The organism is Flammeovirga agarivorans, from assembly GCF_012641475.1.
Taxonomy (GTDB): Bacteria; Bacteroidota; Bacteroidia; order Cytophagales; family Flammeovirgaceae; genus Flammeovirga; species Flammeovirga agarivorans.
In genome coordinates this window covers 295794-320228 of sequence record NZ_JABAIL010000005.1, presented here as the reverse complement: position 1 = coordinate 320228, position 24435 = coordinate 295794, and the positions used below count along the sequence as shown (strand labels likewise).

Annotated in this window: 21 protein-coding genes and 1 riboswitch; all 21 genes read right to left on the bottom strand. The window is 37.0% G+C overall.

The features are described 5' to 3' along the window. Nucleotides 1-18 precede the first annotated feature (18 nt). Entirely contained in the window at nt 19-3759 is a 3741-nt protein-coding gene (gene cobN, locus HGP29_RS17435; RefSeq protein WP_168883712.1) for a cobaltochelatase subunit CobN, read from the bottom strand. A gap of 18 nt (nt 3760-3777) precedes the next feature. Further along, nucleotides 3778-4356 carry an MFS transporter gene (locus tag HGP29_RS17430; protein ID WP_168883711.1) on the bottom strand — a complete coding sequence of 193 codons (579 nt, stop codon included), beginning with the start codon at nt 4354-4356 and terminating at the stop codon, nt 3778-3780. After that, nucleotides 4349-5368 (bottom strand): cobalamin biosynthesis protein CobW, encoded by a 1020-nt coding sequence (gene cobW / locus HGP29_RS17425; protein WP_168883710.1) that lies wholly within the window; start codon nt 5366-5368, stop codon nt 4349-4351. Before cobW ends, HGP29_RS17430 begins: the two co-directional genes overlap by 8 nt. Further along, nucleotides 5365-5952 (bottom strand): cob(I)yrinic acid a,c-diamide adenosyltransferase, encoded by a 588-nt coding sequence (locus HGP29_RS17420; RefSeq protein WP_168883709.1) that lies wholly within the window; start codon nt 5950-5952, stop codon nt 5365-5367. The genes cobW and HGP29_RS17420 overlap by 4 nt, the downstream gene beginning before the upstream one ends. Nucleotides 5953-6139: 187 nt before the next feature. Then, nucleotides 6140-7474, bottom strand: coding sequence for a cobyrinate a,c-diamide synthase (locus tag HGP29_RS17415; protein WP_168883708.1), 1335 nt, complete (start codon nt 7472-7474; stop codon nt 6140-6142). Nucleotides 7475-7478: 4 nt separating this feature from the next. Further along, nucleotides 7479-7994, bottom strand: coding sequence for a bifunctional adenosylcobinamide kinase/adenosylcobinamide-phosphate guanylyltransferase (gene cobU, locus HGP29_RS17410; protein ID WP_168883707.1), 516 nt, complete (start codon nt 7992-7994; stop codon nt 7479-7481). A gap of 6 nt (nt 7995-8000) precedes the next feature. Continuing rightward, on the bottom strand, nt 8001-9602 hold the full coding sequence (locus tag HGP29_RS17405) for a VWA domain-containing protein (RefSeq protein ID WP_168883706.1): 1602 nt from the start codon (nt 9600-9602) through the stop codon (nt 8001-8003). Further along, nucleotides 9602-10315: a cytochrome c biogenesis protein CcdA gene (locus HGP29_RS17400; protein ID WP_168883705.1), complete on the bottom strand. Its 714-nt coding sequence runs from the start codon at nt 10313-10315 to the stop codon at nt 9602-9604. The genes HGP29_RS17405 and HGP29_RS17400 overlap by 1 nt, the downstream gene beginning before the upstream one ends. Then, complete coding sequence (cbiD, locus tag HGP29_RS17395) at nt 10312-11403, bottom strand: cobalt-precorrin-5B (C(1))-methyltransferase CbiD (protein WP_168883704.1); 1092 nt, start codon at nt 11401-11403, stop codon at nt 10312-10314. Before cbiD ends, HGP29_RS17400 begins: the two co-directional genes overlap by 4 nt. A gap of 154 nt (nt 11404-11557) precedes the next feature. After that, a complete protein-coding gene (gene cobK, locus HGP29_RS17390; RefSeq protein ID WP_168883703.1) occupies nt 11558-12319 on the bottom strand; it encodes a precorrin-6A reductase in 762 nt (253 codons plus the stop codon). Between the two features lie 8 nt (nt 12320-12327). Continuing rightward, nucleotides 12328-14166: a precorrin-4 C(11)-methyltransferase gene (gene cobM / locus HGP29_RS17385; protein ID WP_168883702.1), complete on the bottom strand. Its 1839-nt coding sequence runs from the start codon at nt 14164-14166 to the stop codon at nt 12328-12330. A 2-nt stretch (nt 14167-14168) separates the two neighbouring features. After that, nucleotides 14169-15380, bottom strand: a complete 1212-nt coding sequence (gene cbiE / locus HGP29_RS17380; RefSeq protein WP_168883701.1) for a precorrin-6y C5,15-methyltransferase (decarboxylating) subunit CbiE — start codon at nt 15378-15380, stop codon at nt 14169-14171. A 3-nt stretch (nt 15381-15383) separates the two neighbouring features. Continuing rightward, on the bottom strand, nt 15384-16754 hold the full coding sequence (gene cobJ, locus HGP29_RS17375) for a precorrin-3B C(17)-methyltransferase (protein WP_168883700.1): 1371 nt from the start codon (nt 16752-16754) through the stop codon (nt 15384-15386). Continuing rightward, entirely contained in the window at nt 16751-17464 is a 714-nt protein-coding gene (gene cobI / locus HGP29_RS17370; RefSeq protein WP_168883699.1) for a precorrin-2 C(20)-methyltransferase, read from the bottom strand. Before cobI ends, cobJ begins: the two co-directional genes overlap by 4 nt. Beyond that, the gene (locus tag HGP29_RS17365; RefSeq protein WP_168883698.1) at nt 17464-18399 is read right to left on the bottom strand and encodes a sirohydrochlorin chelatase; all 936 of its coding nucleotides are present in this window, start codon (nt 18397-18399) and stop codon (nt 17464-17466) included. The genes cobI and HGP29_RS17365 overlap by 1 nt, the downstream gene beginning before the upstream one ends. Before the next feature lie 6 nt (nt 18400-18405). Continuing rightward, the gene (locus HGP29_RS17360) at nt 18406-19233 is read right to left on the bottom strand and encodes a Rossmann-fold NAD(P)-binding domain-containing protein (RefSeq protein ID WP_168883697.1); all 828 of its coding nucleotides are present in this window, start codon (nt 19231-19233) and stop codon (nt 18406-18408) included. Beyond that, a complete protein-coding gene (locus tag HGP29_RS17355; RefSeq protein ID WP_168883696.1) occupies nt 19230-20018 on the bottom strand; it encodes a (2Fe-2S) ferredoxin domain-containing protein in 789 nt (262 codons plus the stop codon). Before HGP29_RS17355 ends, HGP29_RS17360 begins: the two co-directional genes overlap by 4 nt. A 135-nt stretch (nt 20019-20153) precedes the next feature. Further along, nucleotides 20154-20349: riboswitch (cobalamin riboswitch) on the bottom strand. A gap of 1 nt (nt 20350) precedes the next feature. After that, on the bottom strand, nt 20351-20890 hold the full coding sequence (locus tag HGP29_RS17350; protein WP_168883695.1) for an AAA family ATPase: 540 nt from the start codon (nt 20888-20890) through the stop codon (nt 20351-20353). Next, nucleotides 20890-21828 carry an adenosylcobinamide-phosphate synthase CbiB gene (gene cbiB / locus HGP29_RS17345; RefSeq protein ID WP_168883694.1) on the bottom strand — a complete coding sequence of 313 codons (939 nt, stop codon included), beginning with the start codon at nt 21826-21828 and terminating at the stop codon, nt 20890-20892. Before cbiB ends, HGP29_RS17350 begins: the two co-directional genes overlap by 1 nt. Further along, on the bottom strand, nt 21819-22823 hold the full coding sequence (locus HGP29_RS17340) for a pyridoxal phosphate-dependent aminotransferase (protein ID WP_168883693.1): 1005 nt from the start codon (nt 22821-22823) through the stop codon (nt 21819-21821). Before HGP29_RS17340 ends, cbiB begins: the two co-directional genes overlap by 10 nt. Continuing rightward, nucleotides 22817-24271, bottom strand: coding sequence for a cobyric acid synthase (locus HGP29_RS17335; RefSeq protein ID WP_168883692.1), 1455 nt, complete (start codon nt 24269-24271; stop codon nt 22817-22819). The genes HGP29_RS17340 and HGP29_RS17335 overlap by 7 nt, the downstream gene beginning before the upstream one ends. Nucleotides 24272-24435: the final 164 nt, after the last annotated feature.

Below are 24435 nucleotides of genomic sequence, written 5' to 3'. Positions count from 1 at the left end.
AAGGAAATACAATTATTTCTACTCTAGTTCTCCTTCTGCCTTCATGTATAGTGATTTCAACTGATCCAATGTTTCTTGATTTGGGTTTTCCCACAATCCTCTTTGGATCGCTTCCAACATTCTCTCCGACATATCTTTCAATGCCCACGGGTTATGTTGGCGGATAAATTCTTGATTTTTTTGATTGAAAAGGTACTCTTCTGTGATGCCTTCATACATAAAATCTTCGATCAGGTTGGTGGTAGCATCATAGGCGAAAAGGTAATCCATGGTAGCGGCCATTTCAAAAGCACCTTTGTAACCATGATCTCTCATCCCTTCCATCCATTTTGGATTGACTACTCTTGAACGGTATACTTTTAATAATTCCTCTTTCAGTGATTTGATTCTTGGTTGATCAGGGCGTGAGTGATCCCCAAAGTAAGTGGTCGGCATCTCTCCTTTCTCCAGGTTAACTGCCGCTGTCATTCCTCCTTGAAATTGGTAATAATCGTCAGAGTCTAATAAATCATGCTCTCGGTTATCTTGATTTTGGACCACTACCTCCACCATAGATAATCGTTTTCTGAAGGTCTCATGTGCTGACTTTCCTTCATTTCTTCTACCTGTATAGGCATAACCACCCCAATTGATATATACATTGGCAAGATCTTCTTGATTCGTCCAGTTTTTCTCATCAATCAATCCCTGCAATCCTGCTCCATACGCTCCTGGCTTGGAACCGAAAACTCTATACAATGAACGTTCTTGAGCCGTTTTTTCATCCAATCCTTCTTTCTCCCAATCCTGTTTTTCTTTTTCAAAACGAGCTTTTATCGGGTTCAAATCATACGGTTCATCCAATTGAGCTACTTTCTCAACAGCTGAATTGAACAAGGAAATCACATCAGGAAAGGCATCTCTGAAGAAACCAGAAATACGTAATAAAACATCGACTCTAGGTCGTTTTAATTCCAAAGTTGAAATGACCTCAAAATCTTTTACTCTTCGGTTTGCACCCTGCCAAATCGGTCGGACACCCAATAATGCAAAAGCTTGTGCGATATCATCTCCGCCCGTTCTCATGGTAGATGTTCCCCAAACGGAAATCGCTACTGAACTAGGAAACTCTCCCTCTTCCTGTAGATATCTGTCAATGATATTCTGAGCACTTTTTACCCCTAAATCATAAGCGGATGGAGAAGGGATTGTTCTTGTATCTACGGAATAGAAATTTCTACCTGTCGGTAAAATATCCAACCGTCCTCTTGTTGGAGCTCCAGAACCACCGGCGGGAATGTATTTTGCATTTAAGCCTTTCAGAAGATGATCTATTTCATTCCTTGTTTTTAGTAAAGTCGGGATTGTTTTTCCTTTGATAAATGAAACCACTTTTTGTGTTTCCTCACCATAATTTCCGTCTTGATTATTAATGATTCCTTCAATAATCGTCTTCGCTCTATTCTCCAAAACCTCCACTGCCTGACCAATCGTTCTGCATTCTACTCCCATGATCATTTGCTGTAATGCCGTTTCATAAGCAGTATCCAAAGGATCAAAAGCTAATTCCAAATCAATAGCTAAGGCTTGTAAAATACTCTTGGTTTCTCCTTGAGGTAAGCGGTGTAATGCCACTAACATATCCAAGAATTTTTCTTCTTGTGGAAGTAAACCGAAAATATGAAGTCCTCCTCTAATCTGAGCTTCTTTTAATTCACATAAATATCCATCGATCACCTCCAAAAGCGCATCAATATCTTTTCCATCTTCATTCAAATCCACTCTCAAATGAGTTGTATTGACAAGGTTTTCGATTTTCGATTTAATCAAATTGGCTCTCTTGGGGTCAAGCAAAGCTGACTCGTAAAACTCATCAATCAATAATTCCAATTGAAGCAACTCACCATAATTTTCAGCCCTTGTCATCGGTGGAATTAAGTGGTCTAAAATAATGGCATGATTACGTCTTTTGGCTTGCGTTCCTTCCCCTGGATCATTAATAATAAAAGGATAGAAATGTGGTATAGCTCCCAATATGGAGGCAGGAAAACAAGATTCCTTCGACAGTGCTACCCCTTTCCCTGGCAACCATTCCAAGTTGCCGTGTTTACCAACATGAATAATGGCATCGGCTGAGAAATAATTTTGCAACCAAATATAATACGCCAAATAAGCGTATGTCGGTGGTAAATCAGGAGAGTGATACGTGGCTTGCAGATCGATATTATACCCTCTATTGGGTTGAATACTTAAGAAAATATTGCCTAGTTGCTTTCCTGGAATTAGAAAATAGCCCTCTCTGTAATTTGGTGATTTTGATGGATGCCCCCACTGCTGTTCTACTTTCTCTCTTAATGTAATGGATAGTTGGTTGTAGTGGGTGTAAAATTCTTCTTCTTTGATTTTAATTTCAGCAGATTTATAAGAGAGTGATTCCAATTCGTTGGTGACATTTTCCGTCAACAACTCCATCAACTCTTCTGCCCCTTCAGGGATATTTTTACCTAAATCATAGCCTGATTTTTTTAAAGCATTTAATATTTCTACGGTACTTGCAGGTGTATCCAATCCTACTCCATTCGCCAAACGGCTATTTTTACTCGGATAATTAGGAAGAATAACGGCTACATTTTTCTGTTTGTTTTCTTTTTCTCCCAGTTGAATCCAAGCCTTTGCATGTTCTGCTACAAATTGACAGCCTTCCAAATGAGGCTCAAAATACACAATTTCAGAATCCGTCAACTCATCCTTTTCCTTGGCTTCTTTGAAAGCAATCACCGAAGTAATGATCTTTCCGTCCACTTCCGGTAATGCGATATTCATGGCAATATCAGTCGGTGGTAAACCAAAAGTCCCTTCTTCCCATACTTGCTTATTACAACTCGCCAATATTGCTTGAATGACGGGAACATTGAGTGTATCAAAAATGCCTTTGGTCTCATTGTCTTGAAAGCCTTGCAATGAAAAACCGGTCGTATTGATCAATACATTAGGCGGAGCGATTTTACAATTTTCTAAAAGAGAAAAAATACGTTGCTGAATATCTTCATCACGATACGACAACGCCATGCAAGTAATAGCTGTCACTCCTCTTCGTTCCAACTCTTCAGTGACTGCAATAAATGGATCGAGGTTATCAGCTAGGAAATAACTTCTATAGCCTAATATCAATACCGTTGCCTTTTCTGTATGTGCTAAAGGTTGATTGAGAATTCCCTTAGAAGGATGATAAAGGAATAAATCAGGAATGCTTTCTTGGGCTTTGATTGGAAAATCGTACTCCAATGTTTCATTCATGATCAGCTTCAACACCTCTTTGGTATTTTCCTTTCCGCCCATCACAAAATACTGCCATATTTCACTGACTTTTGAAAGGGGCAAAGTCGACATCTGCATCAATTCCAAATCAGGTTTATTATCGCCCGGCAGGAAAATCACATCGATATCATTGTCTTCGGCATACTCAGCAATTGCTTCACACAAATAAGAAAAGTAAGCGGTTCCTCCCAGTAATTTCAACACAACCACTTTAGCTTCTGACACTACTTCTTCGATATAAGTATCAATCGTCAATTCCTGCTTGAAATACGTCAAGTTGGCTAAACGCACACTTGGTAATTCCGTTTTTTCTTGATGTAATTCTTGATAGGCTTTGTTGACGGTGAATAACTCGGTGTCAGCGGCCGATAAGAAAAGAAGATCTCCGGCAGATTGTTGGATATGGAAAACACCTTCGTCGTTGGGGTTCCATCCTCCGGGAAGTGTTGAAATTAAATGCATGTTGAGAGAATAATTAAACTAAGCAACCTTTACTTTTTGAGGTTCTGAAATCACTTTTTCATCGACCATCAGCGACAACGCACCTGAACCGAATGAGAACATTGCCATAAGTGAAAAAATGACAGAAAAACCGAATTGCATAGCAAATAAGGCTCCTATGATTGCAGCAAATCCTTCAGCAAAGGAACGGTATCCAAAGAAGTGAGAATAGATACTTTTCTCTTTTCCTTTCTTCAATGACATTGCTATGATAGCACTCCAAGAAGGGTTAATCACTGTTTCACCCAAAGAGACTATAATTTGGATAAGAAATACATGAATAGGACTTTCTGCGAAAACATACAATCCATAACCAACTCCCATCAATGCATATCCTATACACATCATTACTCTTTTACTGAGTTTTGTTTCGTCTATTTTATCAAAAAGGAAGTAAAAAATGCCTTTAAAAACAGCATAAACTCCAACAGCAATACCCGCATCAATCAGAGTTCCACCAATTTTTTCAATAAAAATAGCATATATGGGAGCTAATAAGTTGGCTCCCATATGTGTAAATATTGATGCTAGTAATAGTAATTTTATATTTTTATGCATGAGGTGTTGATGCTAATTTCAAATCTCTACCAATCACCACTAAATGCGTTTTTCTCGTTTCTCCTTCCTTCCAAGGTCTATCAAAATAATAATCAAAACGATCACCTACTCCTTGAAGAATCATACGCATTGGTTTATTTGGAATATTGACAAAACCTTTGATTCTGTAGATTTCATGTTCCTTTACCAATTGCATCATCTCTTTTACTAATTGCTTGATGTCTGAAGTTTCTGGGAACTCTAATAATTCCGTCACTAATGAATCGTCGTGGTCATGATCATGCCCATGTTCGTGATGATGTTCGTGGATAGAATGACGGTTATCTAAATCGTCTTCTGCTGATGCTTCAATCCCTAACAACAAATCGTTGCTTACTTCTCCTTTGACTACTGGAATAACTTTCGTGTTAGCTCTGATTTTTTGCTGAACGTAAGATGAAATTTCTTCAAATTTTTGATCATCCACTAAATCCCTTTTACTGACCAATACCAAATCTGCACATGATAATTGATCTAAGAACAACTCTTCAATTGGTGTCTCATGATCCAATGAATCGTCTGCCAATCTTTGCTCTTGTACCCTTTGTCTATCGCAGAATTCTCCTGTTGCTACACCTACAGCATCTACTACAGTGATCACTGAATCGATTGTAATGTGTGGTTTTAAGTCAGGCCAGTTCACTGCTCTTACCAATGGCTTTGGCATGGCTAAACCTGAAGTTTCAATCACGATATGGTCAATATCATCTTTACGCTCTATTAACTCCAACATAGACGGCAAGAATTCTTCCTGTACGGTACAGCAAATACAGCCGTTGGATAACTCGATCAAGTTACACTCATCATCACCGCATCCGGCTTTGATAATTTCGCCATCTACCCCTACTTCTCCAAATTCATTCACCAATAAAGCAATACGCTTACCGTTGGCATTTTTCATCATATGGTGTACTAAAGTCGTTTTTCCAACGCCTAGGAAACCTGTTACGATTGTAATTGGGATTTTTCTCATGCTTGTGGTTTTTTCTTTCTTTTATATAAAAATAAATTCCATTTTTCTTCTGCTACTCCGTGCTTATCCATCTCCGACCTTGCCATGGTAAAAAACAAATCTGACAGACGGTTGATGTACGAAGAGATATAGTCTAATACACTTTCTGGATCTTCATGATGTAATGTCACTAAAGTGCGTTCACCTCTACGAATTTGGGTTCTACATACATGACATAAAGCTGAGATTTCATTACCTCCTGGTAATAAAAAATAATCTGAAGGGCTACTCATTTTCCCTTCCATCTCATCAATCCATGCTTCACAAAACTCTGCTCCATCTGTTGGATGAGGGTTTTGGTTTTCTTTTTTAGAATCTGAAGGACGAGCTAGATGAGACATCATATTCATCATGTCTTTTTGAATTCTGTGCAAATTGGGTTGCCATTCATGGTCATTGCCTAATTTTGATCTTAAAAGACCTATAGTTGAATTCACTTCATCTAATGTTCCTATGCATTCGATTCGGGGAGCATCTTTGAACTCTCTTTTTCCGCCGAATACGCCTGTTTTTCCAGAATCACCTTTTCTAGTGTAGATTTTCATAGCGTAAGAGTATAATTATGTATTTAGATTGAAATATTTGAAATACTTTTCTGCTTATTCAATATCTCAAGTGTTAAGCCGGCAGGCGTCACTTGTGATTTACATTGGCGAAGTCTCCTGGCTTCGAAAAACAACATTATTCATTTCGAAGTCAGGAGACTTCGCTAATAGACAGTTCCAAGTGAAGCTATCGCTTAACACTTGAAACATGGTTGTTTTGTAAATGATGAAGCAACTGCTGAAGGTCTCCTACCTCACCAAAATAAAAGTGGATATAAGAGGCCAATACGGTGTTATGTTGATAGATTTTTGTTGGAACTTCTTGCTCTCTTGCACTCCACACAGTTCCTATTGTTTCTACATTCTCATCATCATGAACTTTCGAATAATGAAATTCATGCCCTTTGATTGTAAAATCATGCATATCGATTTTTCGATACCCTAATGTGAGCTTCATTTTCTTCATAGAGCTGGTGAAAGGAAAGACACCTACCATTGACCATTCGTTTCCTTTTTGATCAATCATGCTTTTCCCGAGGTACATCATTCCTCCACATTCGGCGATGATTTGTCCTCCGTTTTCTGCATAGTTCTTAATGCTATCCCTCATATTAGTATTAGAAGAAAGCTCTTGTGTATAGCATTCGGGATAGCCTCCGGGGAAATAAACCAAATCGGAATCGGGGAGTTCTTGATCGTGAATTGGGCTAAAAAACTTTACGGTACCCAATTGCTTTAATGCGTCAATATTTTGATAATAACTAAAGTTGAAACCTTCGTCTTGAGCAACCGATATTTTAAAATCAGAATTGGACATTTCCTCTTCTATTTCAAGGATCGTTTTCTCTTTTTGAGTAATAGAAAGTAGCTGATCAATAGCAATGGTTTCGTTCATCTGATCCGCCATTTTGCCAATCATCTGATCATATTTTGAGAGGTTATCAATCGACAACCCTAAATGTCTTGATGGGATTTTACACTCTTCAATAAAAGGGACATGACCTAATGCTTTTATACCGACATCATCACATGCTTCTTCTAAAAATTTGTAGTGGCTTTTGGTATTGACCCGATTGAAAATTACGCCTGCAATATTTAAATCGGGATCAAAGTTTTTAAAGCCATATAATAATGGGGCAACGGAATAAGCGACTGATTTGGCATCAACAACAAATATGATAGGAACATCAAGTTTCTTTGCTAACTCAGCTGTGCTTCCTTCAGACTTTCTTGCTCCATCAAATAAGCCCATCACTCCTTCAATACAAGAAATATCCACCTTGTTGGCTAGCTCATGATAAGTAGACTTTAGGTGTTCTTCTCTCATCATAAAAAGGTCAAGGTTAATTCCCGTTTTCCCGCAAGCAATTTTGTGAAATTTAGGGTCGATATAGTCTGGCCCACTTTTAAAAGGTTGGGTGGTATACCCTTTATTCTTCAAAAGACGGAGTAGCCCTAAAGTGACCGTCGTTTTTCCAGAATTACTCGTTGGAGCAGCAATAATGAAGCTTGATGTTTTCATAAAATTATTCTTTTACGGTCATCGGTAAACCGGATACTACAAATGTTACTTTCTGAGCTTGTTTGGCTAAATACTGATTGATTAACCCATGGATATCGGTAAACTGTCTGCTAGCCTTATTCATGGATATTCCACCCAAACCAATTTCATTACTGACCACAACCAATGTACAGTCCTGTTGTATTAATGTGTTCCAAATTTCTTTCGCTTTCTGCAAAGCTTTTTCTTTATCATAAGACACCTCGTCGAAAATATTGGTGAGCCAAAGTGTAATGCAATCCAATAAAACTACCTGACCTGAGAAATCTTGCTGATGTATATCAATAGGTTCTTCAACTGTGGTCCAACACTCTTCTCTTCTAGCTTGATGAAGAGCAATTCTTTCATTATGTTCCTCATCCCATTTCTTCGACGTAGCCAAATAAATAGGAGTATTTGTTAGCCCCAAGGTGACTTGTTCTGCAAAAGCACTTTTTCCCGATCGTTGCCCTCCTGTGATAAGATGAATGTTAGCTTTCATAGTTGATTAAATAGATAGTTTCTGATAGTTACCTCTTAGACGATTCGAAAGTTCTTTCATAATACCTAATCGTACTACTCCACTTTCGGCATCCACTAATGTTAAATGATCTACCTTTCTACAATGGAATTGATAGCTAGAAATAATGTCTTCTAAGGCTGTTTCTGCACAAAAATGACCATCCGAAATAATGACTAATTCTGTTTCTGAAATATCAAACCCGACGAGCATCCGTTTTGTCTTTTTAAGTGCTGCTAGAATATTAGTTTTTCCTCCTGTTTTAAGGTGGTTTATCTTCTCGATAGTAAACGCAACATTAGAAGTTTCTTGAACTAATATTTCAGCCTCATTTTGATACAACGATATCAATGAAAACTGTACATCCGAGGATTTATACTTTTCTATCATCTTTTGTACAGCACCTTTAGCGTAGGTGATAACATGGCCTTTGATCATTGAACCGCTTGAATCCAAGATGAAAATCACCTGTTTTTTTGTTGGTTCTACCTTAGACTTTTTAATCACCTCTAAGTTATCTGTGGCTAAATATTGCCCTACTGTTTTTCGAGTATCTATGGAAGATTTCATTCCATTTTGATGGATAACTTGTTTACTACTCTCTTTAAAAGATTGATTTAATGTTAACGACTCATCAGGAATCACAGATTCAAATTGTGCAGGTGGAGTCTCTTCTTTTAAAGTTTCTTGTTGCTCCTTTTTCTGTTCCTCAGGTGATGGAGGGGTTTGAGGAGGTTCTTGATTTGGAGGATTTTGATTTTTGCGATGTAAAAGCACGAACTCTTGAATAGCTTTTACATCATCTTTTGTGACTTTCTCTCTCTTTTGAAATGCCACATAAGCTCTTGCTGTTTTTATCAATAAAATATCTGCCCTTACTCCTTCTACAGCATGTTCAAGAGATAATTGAGAACAATATTCCATCACATCACTTTCCAACTCAATACCTGATAATTTTTCTTGAGCAGTTAAAATTTGAGCAAAAAGTTGTTTCTGTTTTTTATCAAATCCTTCAGAAAAAGTTCTAGGATTATCATCAAAAGCCAATCGGTTTTGTACTATCTGAACCCTTTCTTCTAATGAGGTTGGTGTTTTCACTTCCACAGAAAGACCAAAACGATCCTTCAATTGAGGACGTAAATCTCCTTCCTCAGGATTCATTGAGCCTATCAGACAAAATCGACTGTCTAATTTTCTTGAAACACCTTCTCTTTCCAAATGATAACATCCTGTTGCAGATGCATCCAATAATACATCCATCAAGTAATCATTTAATAGGTTAATTTCATCGATATATAAAAAACCTTGGTGTGCTTGAGATAACAAACCAGATTGTACTTCTTCTTTTTTATCATTGATGAGTTTTTCCAAATTGATATGTCCCAAAACTCTGTCTTCAGAAGCACCAATTGGCAAATTGACAAACGGCTTTTGCATCAAGTCGGATAATGAACGGATCAATGTTGTTTTACCCGTTCCCTTATCACCAACGGCTAAAACTCCACCCAATGTAGGGTCAATGATATTTAGTATCAAGGCCAGCTTAAACGATTCCTGACCAATAATAGCTGTAAAAGGAAAGTTATTCATTAAGCAAAAATTGAATTGTAAATCCAGTATGATCCAATGACAATAGAAGCCAATCCTGCAAGCCCATTCATCCACTTAAAAATGGCTATGTTCTTTTCTATAAATCGACTTAAAACCGTCAGTAAAGTATAGCTATAAATACTCATGGCTAAGATGATTCCTACAGACTCAATCATTAAAATCATAACAGCATCCCAGATAGTCGCTGAACTTAAAATCAACGCAGATGTTAATGCTCCACCTGTTCCTGCCAATCCATGAAGCATTCCTACCCAAAATGAACGGTTCATCGGGTTCATTGCGATTTCCTCTCCTTGTTTTCCATGAAGGTGAATAGGGTTCGTATCTAAATGATCATGCTCTTCGATCCTTTTGTGATCTTGCATCATCTCATTAATCTTATGATTTCTTCGAATTGCTACGATACCTAGCCAAATCATAATTGGTCCAACAGACATCTCTGCCCAATGTGATAGGTCTTTTACAAAAATTTCAGCAGTACTCTTAAACAATAATGCAATACCACCCAGAAGAATTAATGTCACTGAATGTCCCATTGCCCATTGGGAAGCTTTCATTACCTTCTTGAAAGATGCTCTTTCTTGTTTGATTGCATTTTCTGTAGCTAAAACGGAAACAGCTGTTATATGGTCCGGCTCAAAGGAATGTAATACTCCTGCCATTAATGGGCGAATTAAACTTGCTCCTGTCATTTCTTTTTTAGTTTTATGAAATCACCATCCTTACTGATTAAATAAATGGTGAGTTTAGTCTGTTGAAGAATAGATTTCGTTGTTTGATAACATTTTTGGAGTAGTAACTGATAGAATAATTCCTCTTCTGTAAAGGGAAAAATTTCTACAAGTCTACTCGCCATATTTAGTTGAAGAATTGCTTCTTGGTTTTCTTTTGAATAATTGCCTTCTCGGGCTATAGATTGAATAAATTCTTTGCTCCAACTAGAAACACAACTGTGTGTATCCGTTTGCCCTTCTGCCAACTTCACTGCCTTCCCAAGCATAATTCCAATAGTTACTTCTTTAATCAAGGAATTTTGAATCTTACGAAGTGTATCGCCAATCCAATTGCCATAATGAATAAATGCCTGTTCTGAAAAATCTGGGAATAATGCTCGAAGGTATTTCTCACTTCTAGCTCCTGAGTTGATCACTAGTTTATCGATGTCATTGGCTACTGCTACATCCACACCCTGTTCAATACTTGCGATATAAGAAGACGCTGAGTATGGTTTTACGATGCCTGATGTACCCAAAATGGAAAGGCCATTCATAATACCTACGCGTTCATTTAAGGTTTTCTTGGCTAGTTTTCTTCCATTTACAACAAAGACTGTTACAGCTACTCCGACCTCCAAATCATAATCATGTAATAACTTTTGCAAAGCATCTCTGATCATTTTTCTTGGAACAGGATTAATAGCAGGTTCACCAACTTCTAGTTGCAAGCCAGGAAGCGTTACTGTTCCCACACCATCACCTGCGGTAAATTGAATTTCCTGTTCTTCGATTAGTTGTAATTCACAACCTATTTCGGCTCCATTAGTCACATCAGGATCATCGCCTGCATCCTTGATAACACTACATTTTGCCGAGCTATCCGAAAACTCACAGTGATGAACAGGTATAGACAATATTTTCCCTATCGGTAAATGCACTTTTACCGTTTCCTGTTGCTGTTGAAAAATTATCGCTTTCAACCCTGCCTTAGCAGCAGCCGTAGCTGAGGTTCCTGTTGTGAAACCTTCTTTCAACTCACCTTCTGGAATTTTCTTTAAACCCATGTTTATCTCTAAAATGTTACCCGATTACCTCTTCTTACTACTTTCAATTTTTCTTCTTCATTTTTTCCATTGATGAAAAAACGAAGCAAAAAAATCTAGGCTGTGAAGTCAATGCTACATAAAAGGCAGACGTCCTGTCAACAAATAGCTTGCATTAAAAACTATATTGAGCTAATATTTTTTCAAGTTCTTGAACTGTATAAACCACCTGAAAGGAAGCTGGTATTTTTGGCTCTCGAATGATGATGATCGGAATGTTACAGGCTTGTGCAGCATCAATTTTCGTTTGAAGAAAACCACTTGCTCCACTTTCTTTCGTCATAATCACTTCGATGGACTGATCCTTGATGAGTTGTTCTTCCAATGTTTGATCTTGGTTTGGCATTGAAAGAATTAACTGTTCATTGGGATAACCTGCATTTGCTGCAATATTTATAGAAGTCTCACGAGGTAAGATTCTATATACTGAAGGGTTCTTCTTCCACCATTTCTCAAACTTGTTAATCGTTTGAACTCCCGTAAGTCCCAATAATTTCTTTCCTTGAAACTGATCAAAAAGTAATGCTTGAGCCTGAGTGTAGCCATCTACCCAATGGACTTCTTTTGTCTCTTTTATATCAATTGGTTTTCTTCCAAATCGAACAACAGGGATCTGATTTTCCTTTGCAACAAGATCAACCGTTTGATGCAATACCTCCGCAAATGGATGTGCAGCATCAATAATCATTGAAATATTATTTTCACTAATCTGCAAGTTCATTGCCGCTTGATCCAAAGCCCCAAAACGGTAGTTTAGAAACGCACTTTCCTCTACATCCACGTTTGTTTTAGTAGAATAGATAAATGCCATTTTACGCTGTTCGAGTACCTTGATCGTTCTCTTTCCTTCCGTTGTTCCTCCAAAAACCAATACCATGTTTATGCTTATTTTACGACAAACTTTTTATTCGTTCTGAAGATATGTTGCCAATCAGGACTGTATAATTGAGAGCGATTTTTTCTAGCTCCAATGGCCTTTCCGACTACGATCAATACCGTTCTTGTTTTCTTGCTGTCTTTAACGATCTGAGCAAGGTCTTTTAATTGTCCTTGATAAACTTCTTCGTCCTTCCAAGTCAATCGGTACATCACTGCTACCGGCGTAGTTTCATCAAAATGATTCAATAATTGAGCTTGCACTTTCTTGGCGATTCCAGCACTAAGGAACAAGCACATTGTAGCGTTGGTCTTGGCAAAGGCCTCCACACTTTCTTTAGGTGGCATTGGCGTTTTCCCTTCACCACGCGTCAATACAATCGACTGCACTACTTCTGGAATGGTAAATTCTGATTTTAAAACTGCCGCTGCCGCACTAAATGCTGAGATTCCCGGAACGATGAAATACTCCATTCCCAATTCATCAAAAATGGTCATCTGTTCTTGGATCGCTCCGTAAAGCGATGGGTCTCCACTGTGCAACCTCACTACTGAGTTTCCTTTCTTATATTGATCAAACATCAAAGTGATTTGCTCCTCCAATGTCATCATGGCTGAATTACGAACAATAGCATCTTCTTTACACCAATTGATCATTTCTTCTGGTACCAAACTTCCAGCATACAATACACAGTCTGCATCTTCCAAATACTGTTTGCCTTTTACCGTAATCAATTCCTCATCTCCAGGGCCGGCACCGATAATGGCTACGGCAGACCTTCTTTCAAAGTCCTTGATTAATGCAATGGAATACGTAAACTTATCGTCGTTTTCTAGGTGGACTTTTGTCTTCTCCACTAATACTTTATTCTGTTTGGAAAGCAACATCGCTGAAGACTCAGAAACGCCGTCCACTCCTATTTTGGATTGTACCATCTCACTTGGATTCGGTACTTTCACTTCGTCAATTTCTTCTTTTGAGAAAGTTGCGAATGGTAAGTAGTATTTATTAGAAAGATCTAGATAAGCACTTTGTTGAGCTTTAATATCAATAGATCCAAACGTTTTCAAAGATGAAAAAGCAATCTTCTGCTCTTCTAATTCTGCCTTTAATCTTGCTTCAAAAAGAGGGAAATCTAAGGTCTTCGAACAACCTGAACCTAAGGCCAATACTTTAGGTCTGTAGTAAAGAGAAGGGATATTGAAATCGTAGATCTTATACGTTACAGCAATCAATAACTCAAACTGTTCTACATCGACTTCTTCAGAATCATAAAATACCGTCACAAACTCAGGAAGGTTTTTCTCCAAATAAGCTGTGCCTTTGTCTTTGACATCCAACAATAACGCTGTCGGCTGATTGTTGACAAATAAGCTGATCAGATGATTTAATGGTTGATCCGTTTCTACTGTCCAATCATAAGTTTGACTCAATGTATCCAATGCCCATATTTCCTGTAGATCACTTGATGTACTGATAATGGCTTTTCCTCCTACCACTTGGGCTATTTTCTCTGCAAATTGATTGGCTCCACCTTGATGTCCGGAAAGTACCGATTGAATATTTTTACCAAGATCATCCATGCAAACTACTGCCGGATCTGTTGCCTTAGTTTCTATATAAGGAGCGATCAATCGTACACAAATACCCAAAGCACTCACAAAGCAAATACCGTCTAGTTTATGGTAATAGTTGTTCAGGTAATCACTCAATGAAGCGACAATTGATACATGCTCATTGTCTGTTTTGCGAGTAGTGACCACTAAAGATTTTGGGAATTCTTTTTGAAGAATAAGTGCTTGTTCAAGTCCTCTATCTGTAGTAGCTATAATTGCTATTTTTTTCATTTTTATTTCTTTTTTGCGACCAATAGATGTATTGTATTGAAGTCGTTGAGACTCATTTTAATGGGATCCGCTACGGTATAATTCAATTGCAGACAAGCCTTCTGAAAAGTCTCAAAGGATTTTTCTAATACCGTATTTATGACCATCAAACCATTAGGCAATAAAACGGAATCCAACTTCTGAATCATTTCTTCCAAACGGTTTCCATGACCTCCAATAAATACTGCATCCGGTGGCGTGATTTCTTGTATATCTTCTTCAAAGAAATCGTCAATGCTCACTTGTATGCCCGGGCAATGATGACTCTTTGTATTATTGTCTATGATTTCTCCACATTCTGGTCTTTTCTCGAAAGCAAAAACTTGCAATGACGGATAATTAAGTTGGGCTTCAATGGCAATAGAACCTGTACAACTTCCTACATCCCAAAAGCACTTCTTATCCCACAACTGCAATGCTTGAAGTGTCAAAGAACGAATGCTCTGTTTTGTAATCATTCCCGGTCTACCTTCCAAGGTCTGGAAAGTGCTATCTGCAAAGCTTCGGGGAGGAATAAAATCTGATGTTTTGATCAGAATTACACAATTCAGCAATTGGTAACCGGCAGTTTCACTCGCTTCTTCCAAGGTGAATTGACGAACTCTTTCTTTCACTCCATCCAATTCTTCCCCGACATAAATAGTATAATTTGGATAACCATAAGTGAGTAATCGCTGTGCAATATGCTGTGGAGAATGCTCTTTGTCCGTCAAGATTCCAATCATCTTTTCACCTTGCATCAAGCAAACATCCAAAGGTTTCCAAGTATGTCTTCCATGCAATGAAATACTTTTGAGATCGCTGTAATTCAAAGAGGCTTTGTGTGCCAATCGTTGAATGGAATTGAAATACGGCAAGACTTCTAGATTTGAGGAGGGTAAAAGTCTTTTTAGCGTATTTCCGAAACCAAAAAATAATGGGTCGCCTGAAGCAAAAACTACCACCTTTTGCTCCTTCATTTGATACTGCTGAATGACATTCTGCATTTTACCCGAAATCTCAATCCATTCATGATTTTCAGGCAGATGCTTTTTCATCAATTGATAGTGTCTCTTCCCTCCGGAAAAAACCGTATGATGTTGTATTAACTGCTTTACCTCAGCGTTCAGTTGTACTTCAGAATGATTGCCAATTCCGATAATGTAGAAGTCAATATGTTTGTTTTCCTGTAACAAGACTTAGAAATAGTTTTCAGATTCTTGAAGCGTGAAACAAGCATTGACCAAAGCGGCTGCTATATTACTTCCACCTCTATTTCCATTTAATACAATCCACTCGGTATTTTTCACTTGTACCAACTGTTCTTTGGATTCAATGACATTGACAAAACCAACGGGTACGCCTATAATTCCTGTAGGTTCAAAATATGGATTTTCTCTTAGCTGATCAGTCAATTCGAATAATGCTGTAGGAGCATTACCAATAACAAATAAAGCATTTGGATACATTGCAATTGCCCTTTTTATCCCTGCCTGAGAGCGTGTTAAACCTTCTTTTTCTGCTAAAAGTACCGTCTCCTCTTCATTTAAAAGACATACTACTTGGTTCCCATACTCCTTCGTATATTTCTTTGTAATACCTGCTTGTACCATAGTTACATCAGTAACAACCACTCCACCATTTTGTAGGTATTTAGAGAAGGACGTTACAGCCTTTGGAGAGGCTTCATAATGTACATGATCATCAATCACCCCCGTTGTATGAATCAATCGAGTGATAGCCCATTTATCATCTTGAGAATACTGTAAATCTTGTAATTGTTCAGTTACTATTCTGAAACTTTCTTGTTGAATCTCCAAACCTGTTTTTGGCTTTCTATTCAAATAACCGCGAGGTGTCACTAAATGATTTTTAAATTGGAAAGTCTGTGAATTTCCGATCATCACCAAAGAGAACATATCTACCATTTCTACATCAAAAGTGCCTAAGGTTTGAATTGTGATTTTCTCTTCTGGTCGCGTTACTTGACGAATAATTGCAACTGGAGTATTAGGATCTCGTTCTTCCAAAAAGATTTTCTTCAGACGCTCCAATTGCCAGTACCTTTTCTTGCTTTTGGGATTATATAAACTACAAACAAAGTCACCTACAGCAGCTGCTCGAATACGCTTTTCAATTACTTGCCATGGTGTCATCAAATCTGATAATGAAATACAGCAGAAGTCATGGCCTAATGGAGCACCTAACTTACTACCTGCCGCCAAGAATGCAGAAACTCCTGGTAATGTTTCTAATTCAATTTCTATATCTTTTTCCAAAGAAGCCACCTGATAGACAATCGCTGCCATGGAATAAATACTCGCATCACCTGAACCGATTACAAATACATGTTGATTCTTTTTTGCTTCCTTTATGGCTACTATTGCTCGTTCTTCTTCTTTACCTAAAGGCATGGCAATTTTTACTGCCCCTTCTTTCAGATAATCTTCGCAAAATTGAAAGTAATAGTCATAACCAATCACTACATCCGCTTTTTGCAATGCATTGACCACCAACGGTAAAATATAGTCTTTATGTCCAGGGCCTAAGCCTGCTACTGTAATTTTCATGCTTGTTTGTTTTTCTTTATGATCAGAAGAGAGAAATATGGAATGGTTCTCTCTTGAACTTTGTCTATTGATGATGTGATGAATTGCTCAGCAGTCCCGAGTTTTTCACAGTATGTAAAATTGATGTCCCCTCTCTCTAATATGGGCTGGATATGTCCCATCACTGACCTGATTTTCATCAAGACCACTGTATCAGATACTTTTAAAGCATCTTCTAAAACTTTTGTTGATTTTAGAATTGGAAGTACATGAATAGTTTCCCCTAAAAGTGCTAGAGGCTGTTGAATTTCTGCAGCCCCTAAATGGAAAGAACTAATACCAGGAACCAGTGAAATAGAGATGTCTGTCTGTTGAAATTTTTCTAATAAATAAGAGAAGGAGCTGTAAGTACTCAAATCGCCTTCACATACTATGGCTACATCCAATCCTTCCAAAACATCTTTCTTTATTTTCTGAAAAGTCTCTTCATAAACAGGATGTACGTGTACTCTATCAATTGTCATTTCTAAATAGAACCCCACTAATTTATCTTGTGGCAAATCATAGTTCTCCATAATCTGTAGAGAATAACTACTCTTTCTTCCACCTTGAAAAATGGACCCTGGATAATAAATTTTATCAACAAACTGAAGTAACTTGTACCCTTTCATTGTGATCAAATCGGGATCGCCGGGTCCTAGTGAAATCCCATATACTTTTCCTCTTCTCATTATATTCCAAGTATATTTTTGAAGGTTTTCATCACTCCTTTTTTCTCATCCACTTTTTCATCTTCTTCAAAAAGAATCCCTTTTACATTTAAGTGATGTCCGACTTGATCTTTTCCTTCTTCTTCTTCAAAGCCAATGATCTGCTTACGGTATTTACACATTTGGCAGTTCATATTCGCTTCTCCATTTTTTGCTTGGTCCAGTCTCTCATCAAAAGCTTGTAGTATCAGTTCATCTGCTCCAAAAGCTTCTGTGTTAACATACTCTGTTGTAGATGATTTATTAAAATCGTCTACAGTGGCATAGATTCTTTCGAGCAGTACTCCCGTAAAGAAGAAAAAAGGAATAACATAGGTTCGTTTCATACCTAATTTCTCAAACATTGGTAAGGCTTCTGCCGTCGTAGGGTAAGCTGTTCCACTATAGCCAACGGTCGTAAAACCAAACCCCATACCTTCCCAAAGCATGGCAGCTAGTTTGTGTACATCAGAATTCGCATCTGGGTCTGTGGTACCTCTACCAATTACCATCAACCCACATTCTTTTCGGTCAATTGGTGGTAGTAAAGCTTCCTGCTCCTCGATTCTTTTTTTAGATAAATCCAAAAGATAAGAACTTACACCGATGTGTGTTCCCATCTTAATTTCAAGGTCTGGATAATACGATTGGATCGTATTCATCTCATAAGGAATATCATTTTTAGCATGTGAGCCCGCAAAAAGAATTACAGGTAATGCATAAATTACCCTTACTCCTTTTTCGTACAACCGTTCTACTGCAGCCTCATATAAAGGGTGGCTAAACTCTAAAAAACCATAGTCTACTTCATATTCATTTTCGTACCTATTTTTTAACAAGGCGACGAGTTTTTTGAAAGCATCGGTTCCCGTTTTTCTTCTAGACCCATGGCCACATAATAATATTCCTTCTTTCATTGTCTTTTATATTTTCACCTCTTCATTGAAGTAGGCTTGAGGATCATCATATATATATTCAAAGGATAACAATCGCTTTGATTTACTATTATCAATCAGTTTAAAAGCAAAACTCTTACTGTCTCTAAAAATGGGTAGAGGTAACCCTAAGGTTACTGCAGCATTTGTATATAAATCCCTTCGAATAGGATGAAGGTCTGCACAGCCGTTAATCACTTCCCCAAAAAGGTCCTGATCAATCACCTCTACAATCAGATTTATCGCATCGGTTTGATGGATAACATTGACTGGCACATTTGGATTTTTCAAGACCCTATTTTCCCTTAGTAGCTGAGATGGATGACGTCCTCCTCCAATTAAACCTGCCATTCGGACAGCTGTCAATTGTTTTCCGAAATGTTGTCGTAATACTTTTTCTGCTTGATATATATTTTTTCCTCCAATAGTTTCTGGAGTAAAATGATCTGATTCTTGAATAGATTGATTGGTATTTGGATAGACAGAAGTGGAACTTACAAAGATGACTTTTTGATGAGCAGGTGTATGTTTTATCAGTTGTTCAATTTGTTTGACATACACTCCATTTTGATCTCTCCGGTCAGCAGGAGGAAAACAAATAATTAAAACATCAGATGAATTGATAAAATCACTCCAGCATCCATGAATTTTATCTTCTTCTATTTTAATCAGTGAAATTTGTTCTGAAGGTTCAAAAGCGAGTAGTTCTTCTTTTGAGGCAACACTACCTCTCACATCAAACCCTCTATTTTTTAAACAATTGGCTAATGGTTTTCCTAACCAACCTACTCCAACAATAGTCACCTTTCTTTTCATACTGTTTCCAATTTTATTCCTTTTAATTGTACTTCTAAACAGTATTGCCAAGCATGGTTTTCAAGCCAAATTAGCCCAAGTTCTTCACCAAATTTATTTTTTAGTCGAATCCCTTTTTTTAAGGAGTCCAACTGTTCAAAATATTCAACTACTGCAATTCTCTTTTTGACTAAATCTTGATTTTTTTGATCAATTGGAGCGATAATCAACTCTATCGTTTCCTCTGCCAATTCTAGTTCAAGAGTATACTTTTGACTGTAATTGACATTTTTAATTTCACTAAATGAAAATGATGTTCGATTAGCAAGAGAAAGCGTAGAATATGGACTATTTTCCGATAAATAGAGAAAAAGTGGATAGGTATATTGATCAGAGGCAAAGCCTTTTGTTATTCGGCATTCTCCAAGTTCTGAGTCCATCTTTATAGAAAATGGTTTTGGAGTAAAAGCACCTCTTTCTTTCTCCGATTTTATCTCAGACCATTCATCTTGATAGAGTAAATAGTCTTCAACGGGTTTTTGGTGTTCTAGATGGCTTTTAATAATTTCTAAGCCCTTTTGTGGAGTAAGATCTTTGTACCAATAGTTGGGTTGAACAATACATGTTGGAGCATCCTCACACCGGCCATTACATCTGGTTTTGATCGTATGAGTACTGTCCCATTGTCCGCTATTTCTAAGGTAAGCTCTTACATTTCGTACTACTTCCTCAGAACCTGCTTTTTGGCAAGATCCACCATCACAAAATAAAAAAATCTGTTGAGTCTCAGCAATGTTTTTCCCCATGATTCAGATTGTTTGATGAATAGCAACAATTGGGGATAATAGAATGACAATCTGTTTATTGTTAGCAAGTTAGTAAAACTAACAAAGTGTACTAATAGATTGAAGGTCACAACTTTTATTCCCGAAAGTTTGTTTTCTTGTTTGCAAAAAAAAGTAGGTATTCTGACTTGCTTTCTTCTGTTACTCCTTCCCATTTATCTTAACAGTGGCTCATTGTAACAAAATTGTTTTCGAAAGAAAACGAAAGTTTACAGCTGCGGGTACAGTTTTGGATTCACACCAAATTCCCTTTTCATTCCAACATTAGGAACTCCTTTTCAGCAGTGGCAAATTTACTTAATTTTAGTTGGTAAGCAAACCTTGTTAAGAACAAAGTCTAAACGGCTCTGTACTGATGTAAATGGTAAATAAACTATCTCAAATCCATAATCCAGATAAGTTTTCTCTAAAACAGGTGATAATTGCTGCTGATAAGAAAATGATTCTGGCCTTTGAGGATCTTTGGTATATATTTCTTTCCAAGGAAGTGCAAAAAACACCTCTTTTTTATAATATCGATGGAAAGGAAACGATGTTAAGTAATCAGGAACTGGTTTCTCCTGAAACCGAAGGTAGGCAATGGTATCAATAATACTTCTATCACAAAAAATTGCTTCGGAATATTCTCTTAAATGATCTAATTTTTTTTGAAAAACTAGTTCACTAAACCGCTCTACGTTTTTCCATGGCATTCCTTCCCTTCCATACTTCTGTTCATCTATTATCACCTGACGCGAGGCTTCGGGCATTGTTAATACACCTGACCTTTCAATCGTATTAATCAAGGTCGTTTTTCCTGTACCTGCTGCTCCTGAGATGATAGAAATACTCATTAGTAGACTTGTATTAAAATGAGATAAAAAGCAATGAGTAAAACGAAAAACCAACTAGTACTATAGTTGATATTTGCTACTTTATAAATTTCTTGATGCTGAATAGATCTATGGTTAGTACCGATATATGGTTTCTCTACCAATTTGCCTCCATAAAAATTAGGACCACCAAATCTCACCTTTAGAATATAGGCTAAAGCGGCTTCCGGATAACCCGCATTGGGACTACTATGTTTTTTTCCTTCAGTGAAAACTGTTGCCAAACCTCCAAACCGAAATGAAACGATCAACATAAAAAAAGCTGTTAGTCGGGCAGGAATATAATTCGCAACATCATCTAGTTTGGCTGCAAATTTCCCAAATTGTTCATAGCGGTCATTTTTATAGCCAATCATAGAATCAAAAGTATTGATCATTTTATAGGCCATTGCTCCGGGAACTCCTAAAATGGTAAAATAGAACAAGGGGGCAATTACACCATCACTTAAGTTTTCAGACATTGTTTCAAGGGTAGCCGTACGAATTTGCTGTTCATTTAATGCTGAAGTATCTCTACCTACAATCCAAGAAAGTCTTTTTCTCCCTGCCTCTAATCCTTCTTTTTCTAATACATTAAAAACTGCAATTCCTTCTTTTACTAATGTTTTATTGGCTAAACAGTAAAACAATAAAATGACACTAAGAAGTATTGATACAATAGTATTTAACTCATCAATATAGCTTAGTACATAGTAAGGAACTACAAATGATAAACTCACTAAAGTAATCGTTAATAAAGCTCCTTTAAAAAACTTATTTTTTCCATTATTTAGACGCTTTTCTCCCTTCGCTATAAGGTTTCCATATCCCACAATAAGGTGTGGCAAAACTCTAGGATCTCCAAAAATTTGATCCAACACAAAGGCAATAATTAAGATGAGTATTGACTTTATATCCATGAAGTAAGTGCTTTAATAATTTGTTTGTTAGCCGTTGGTGATTGTACAGAAAGTCGAATAAACTCTCCTTCTAAACTAGTAAAGTTGGTAGCGTCCCTTATCAAAATTCCTTTGCTAATTAAGACGTTCTTTAATTCACTTGCCTTTCCTTTTAATAATTTAACCAAGAAGTAAGACGTGTTAGTTTCTTGTACCTCTATATGATCAATCACTCTTAATTGATCTTGAAAAAATATCCGTTCTTTTAATAGACTTTCAATATCAAAAATCAGTTGGTCATAATTCTCAAAAAGGTATTTTCCTGTTTGAATAGCCAACCCGTTAACACTCCATGGAATACGAATCGCTTTTAATTTCTCAACCATAGAAGCATCAGAAATAATATAGCCTAAACGAAGCCCAGGAATTGTAAATGTTTTGGTTAGCGATCGTACAACAATTAAGTTTTTATGCTTTTCTACTAAAGGTAAAACTGATTTTGTAGCTTTTGTAAACTCAATATATGCCTCATCTATCACAAAAGTTGATGTAGGGTTTTCCGTTATAAAGTATTCTAATTCAGCAAAGGAAAATACACTTCCTGTTGGGTTATTGGGATTGCAAATAAATACAAGGTCCGTATTAAACGAATCTAATTTTTCCTTTTCTACAACAGTATATGAGATGTTATGCATCTTACAAGCATCTTCATATTCTGAGAAAGTTGGACCTACAATGGTCGACCTTTTACCTCTAAACAATTGAGCTATCAGATAAAACGCTTCAATAGCACCATTCGTAAACAGAAAATTTTCAGCAGGTTGTTGATATCTAATAGATGCACATTCTGACAACTCTTCTGCTGCCGGAGATGGATAATTTTGAATACCCTCCACCTGTTTGGCAAGAGCTTTTAAGATTGCTGTGGGACAGCCTTTATAGTATACATTAGAACTGAAATTGTATTTAATCTGACCTTTTACCAAATGTAGATCATCACCATGTCCATTTAACATATGTCTTCCATGATTTTATTGATCTCCAAATTCTCTTCTACCCAATCTGCCAATTTATCAAATTGATCTCTTTTAAAGGTTTTATAGTCTTGCGCTTCAGCTTCTGAAAACTTATACTTCAACAATTCATTTACTACGACTTGATTATCGAAAACTCCATGTAAATATGTTCCCCAGCTTAGTTTACCATCAAAATATCCCTCTTTTTCCTGACCTATCGTATTCAATGCAAAGCCTGAAGGAACTAACGTTTCTCCCATATGAATCTCGTAGCCTTCGCATTCTTCATCAGAATTCTTAAAAGAGAATTGTCGCTGAACTGTATGTTTCTCTTTTGATAAAGTTGTCTCAATATCAAAGATTCCTAACCCTAGTTCTTTTTCCTGATCACCTTCAACATGATGAGGATCATATACCACATTCCCTAACATCTGATACCCTCCACAAACTCCTATGATTGGTATTTTATCATAAAGTTCTTTTATCAATAGATCTAGACCTTCTTCTTTCAACTTGGCTAGATCGCTCATTGTATTTTTTGTTCCAGGCAGTATGATAACATCAGCCTTCTTTAATTCACTTACATCTCTTGTATAATACAGATGAATAAGAGGTTCATTTTCCAATGCTTGAAAATCGGTATAGTTCGACATATAATAATGTTTGATCACAGCGATATTCAGCATTCCATCTTGAGTTGTAGTATTTCTACCTCGAAGTGCTACAGAATCCTCTTCTTCAATAATGATATCCTCAGCATAAGGTAAAACACCCAAAACAGGGTATCCCGTTAATTCTTCTAATTTTTTCTTTCCTTCAACAAACAAGCTTGCATCTCCTCTAAACTTGTTGATGATAATCCCTTTTAATAGGTCTTTTTCCCAATCTTCTAAAAGGGCAATAGTACCATAAACACTACCAAAAACACCTCCCCGGTCAATGTCTGCAACCAGATATACACATGCATTGGCCGCTTTCGCCATACGCATATTTACGATATCTCTATGTTTTAAATTTAGTTCGCTGATACTTCCTGCTCCTTCCATTACGATAGGACCAAACTGATCTGAAAGCTTATGAAATGCTTTTTGAGCTTCTAAAAACAGGTGTTTTTTATTTTCTCCCAAGAAGTAATCTCTAGCAGACTGGTCACCTACAGGTTTTCCATGCAAGACCACTTGTGATTTATTCTTCGAGGATGGCTTCAATAAAACAGGGTTCATCTCTACCATGACAGGTAGTTGACATGCTTCCGCTTGTACGGCTTGTGCTCTTCCGATTTCTAACCCATCATAAGTAGCAAAACTATTCAGCGACATGTTTTGGGCTTTAAAAGGTGCTGGTTGGTATCCTTTATTTTTTAGCCATCTGCAGATACCCGTAGTAATCCAACTTTTACCTACGTCGGAACCGGTGCCTACCAGCATAATGGGACGCATGTTTTTCATTTTAGTTTGATGTTAATTATAATCAGAAAAAATTAGTATCTCATTTTCAAAAAAATCCATTGAAGAGATTTGGATTAAATTTTATGCAATTCAAGAAATACCACGCTAAGGTATTAAATAAATTTTGATATGATGGATAATTAAAAGTTGAGAAAAAGATGATT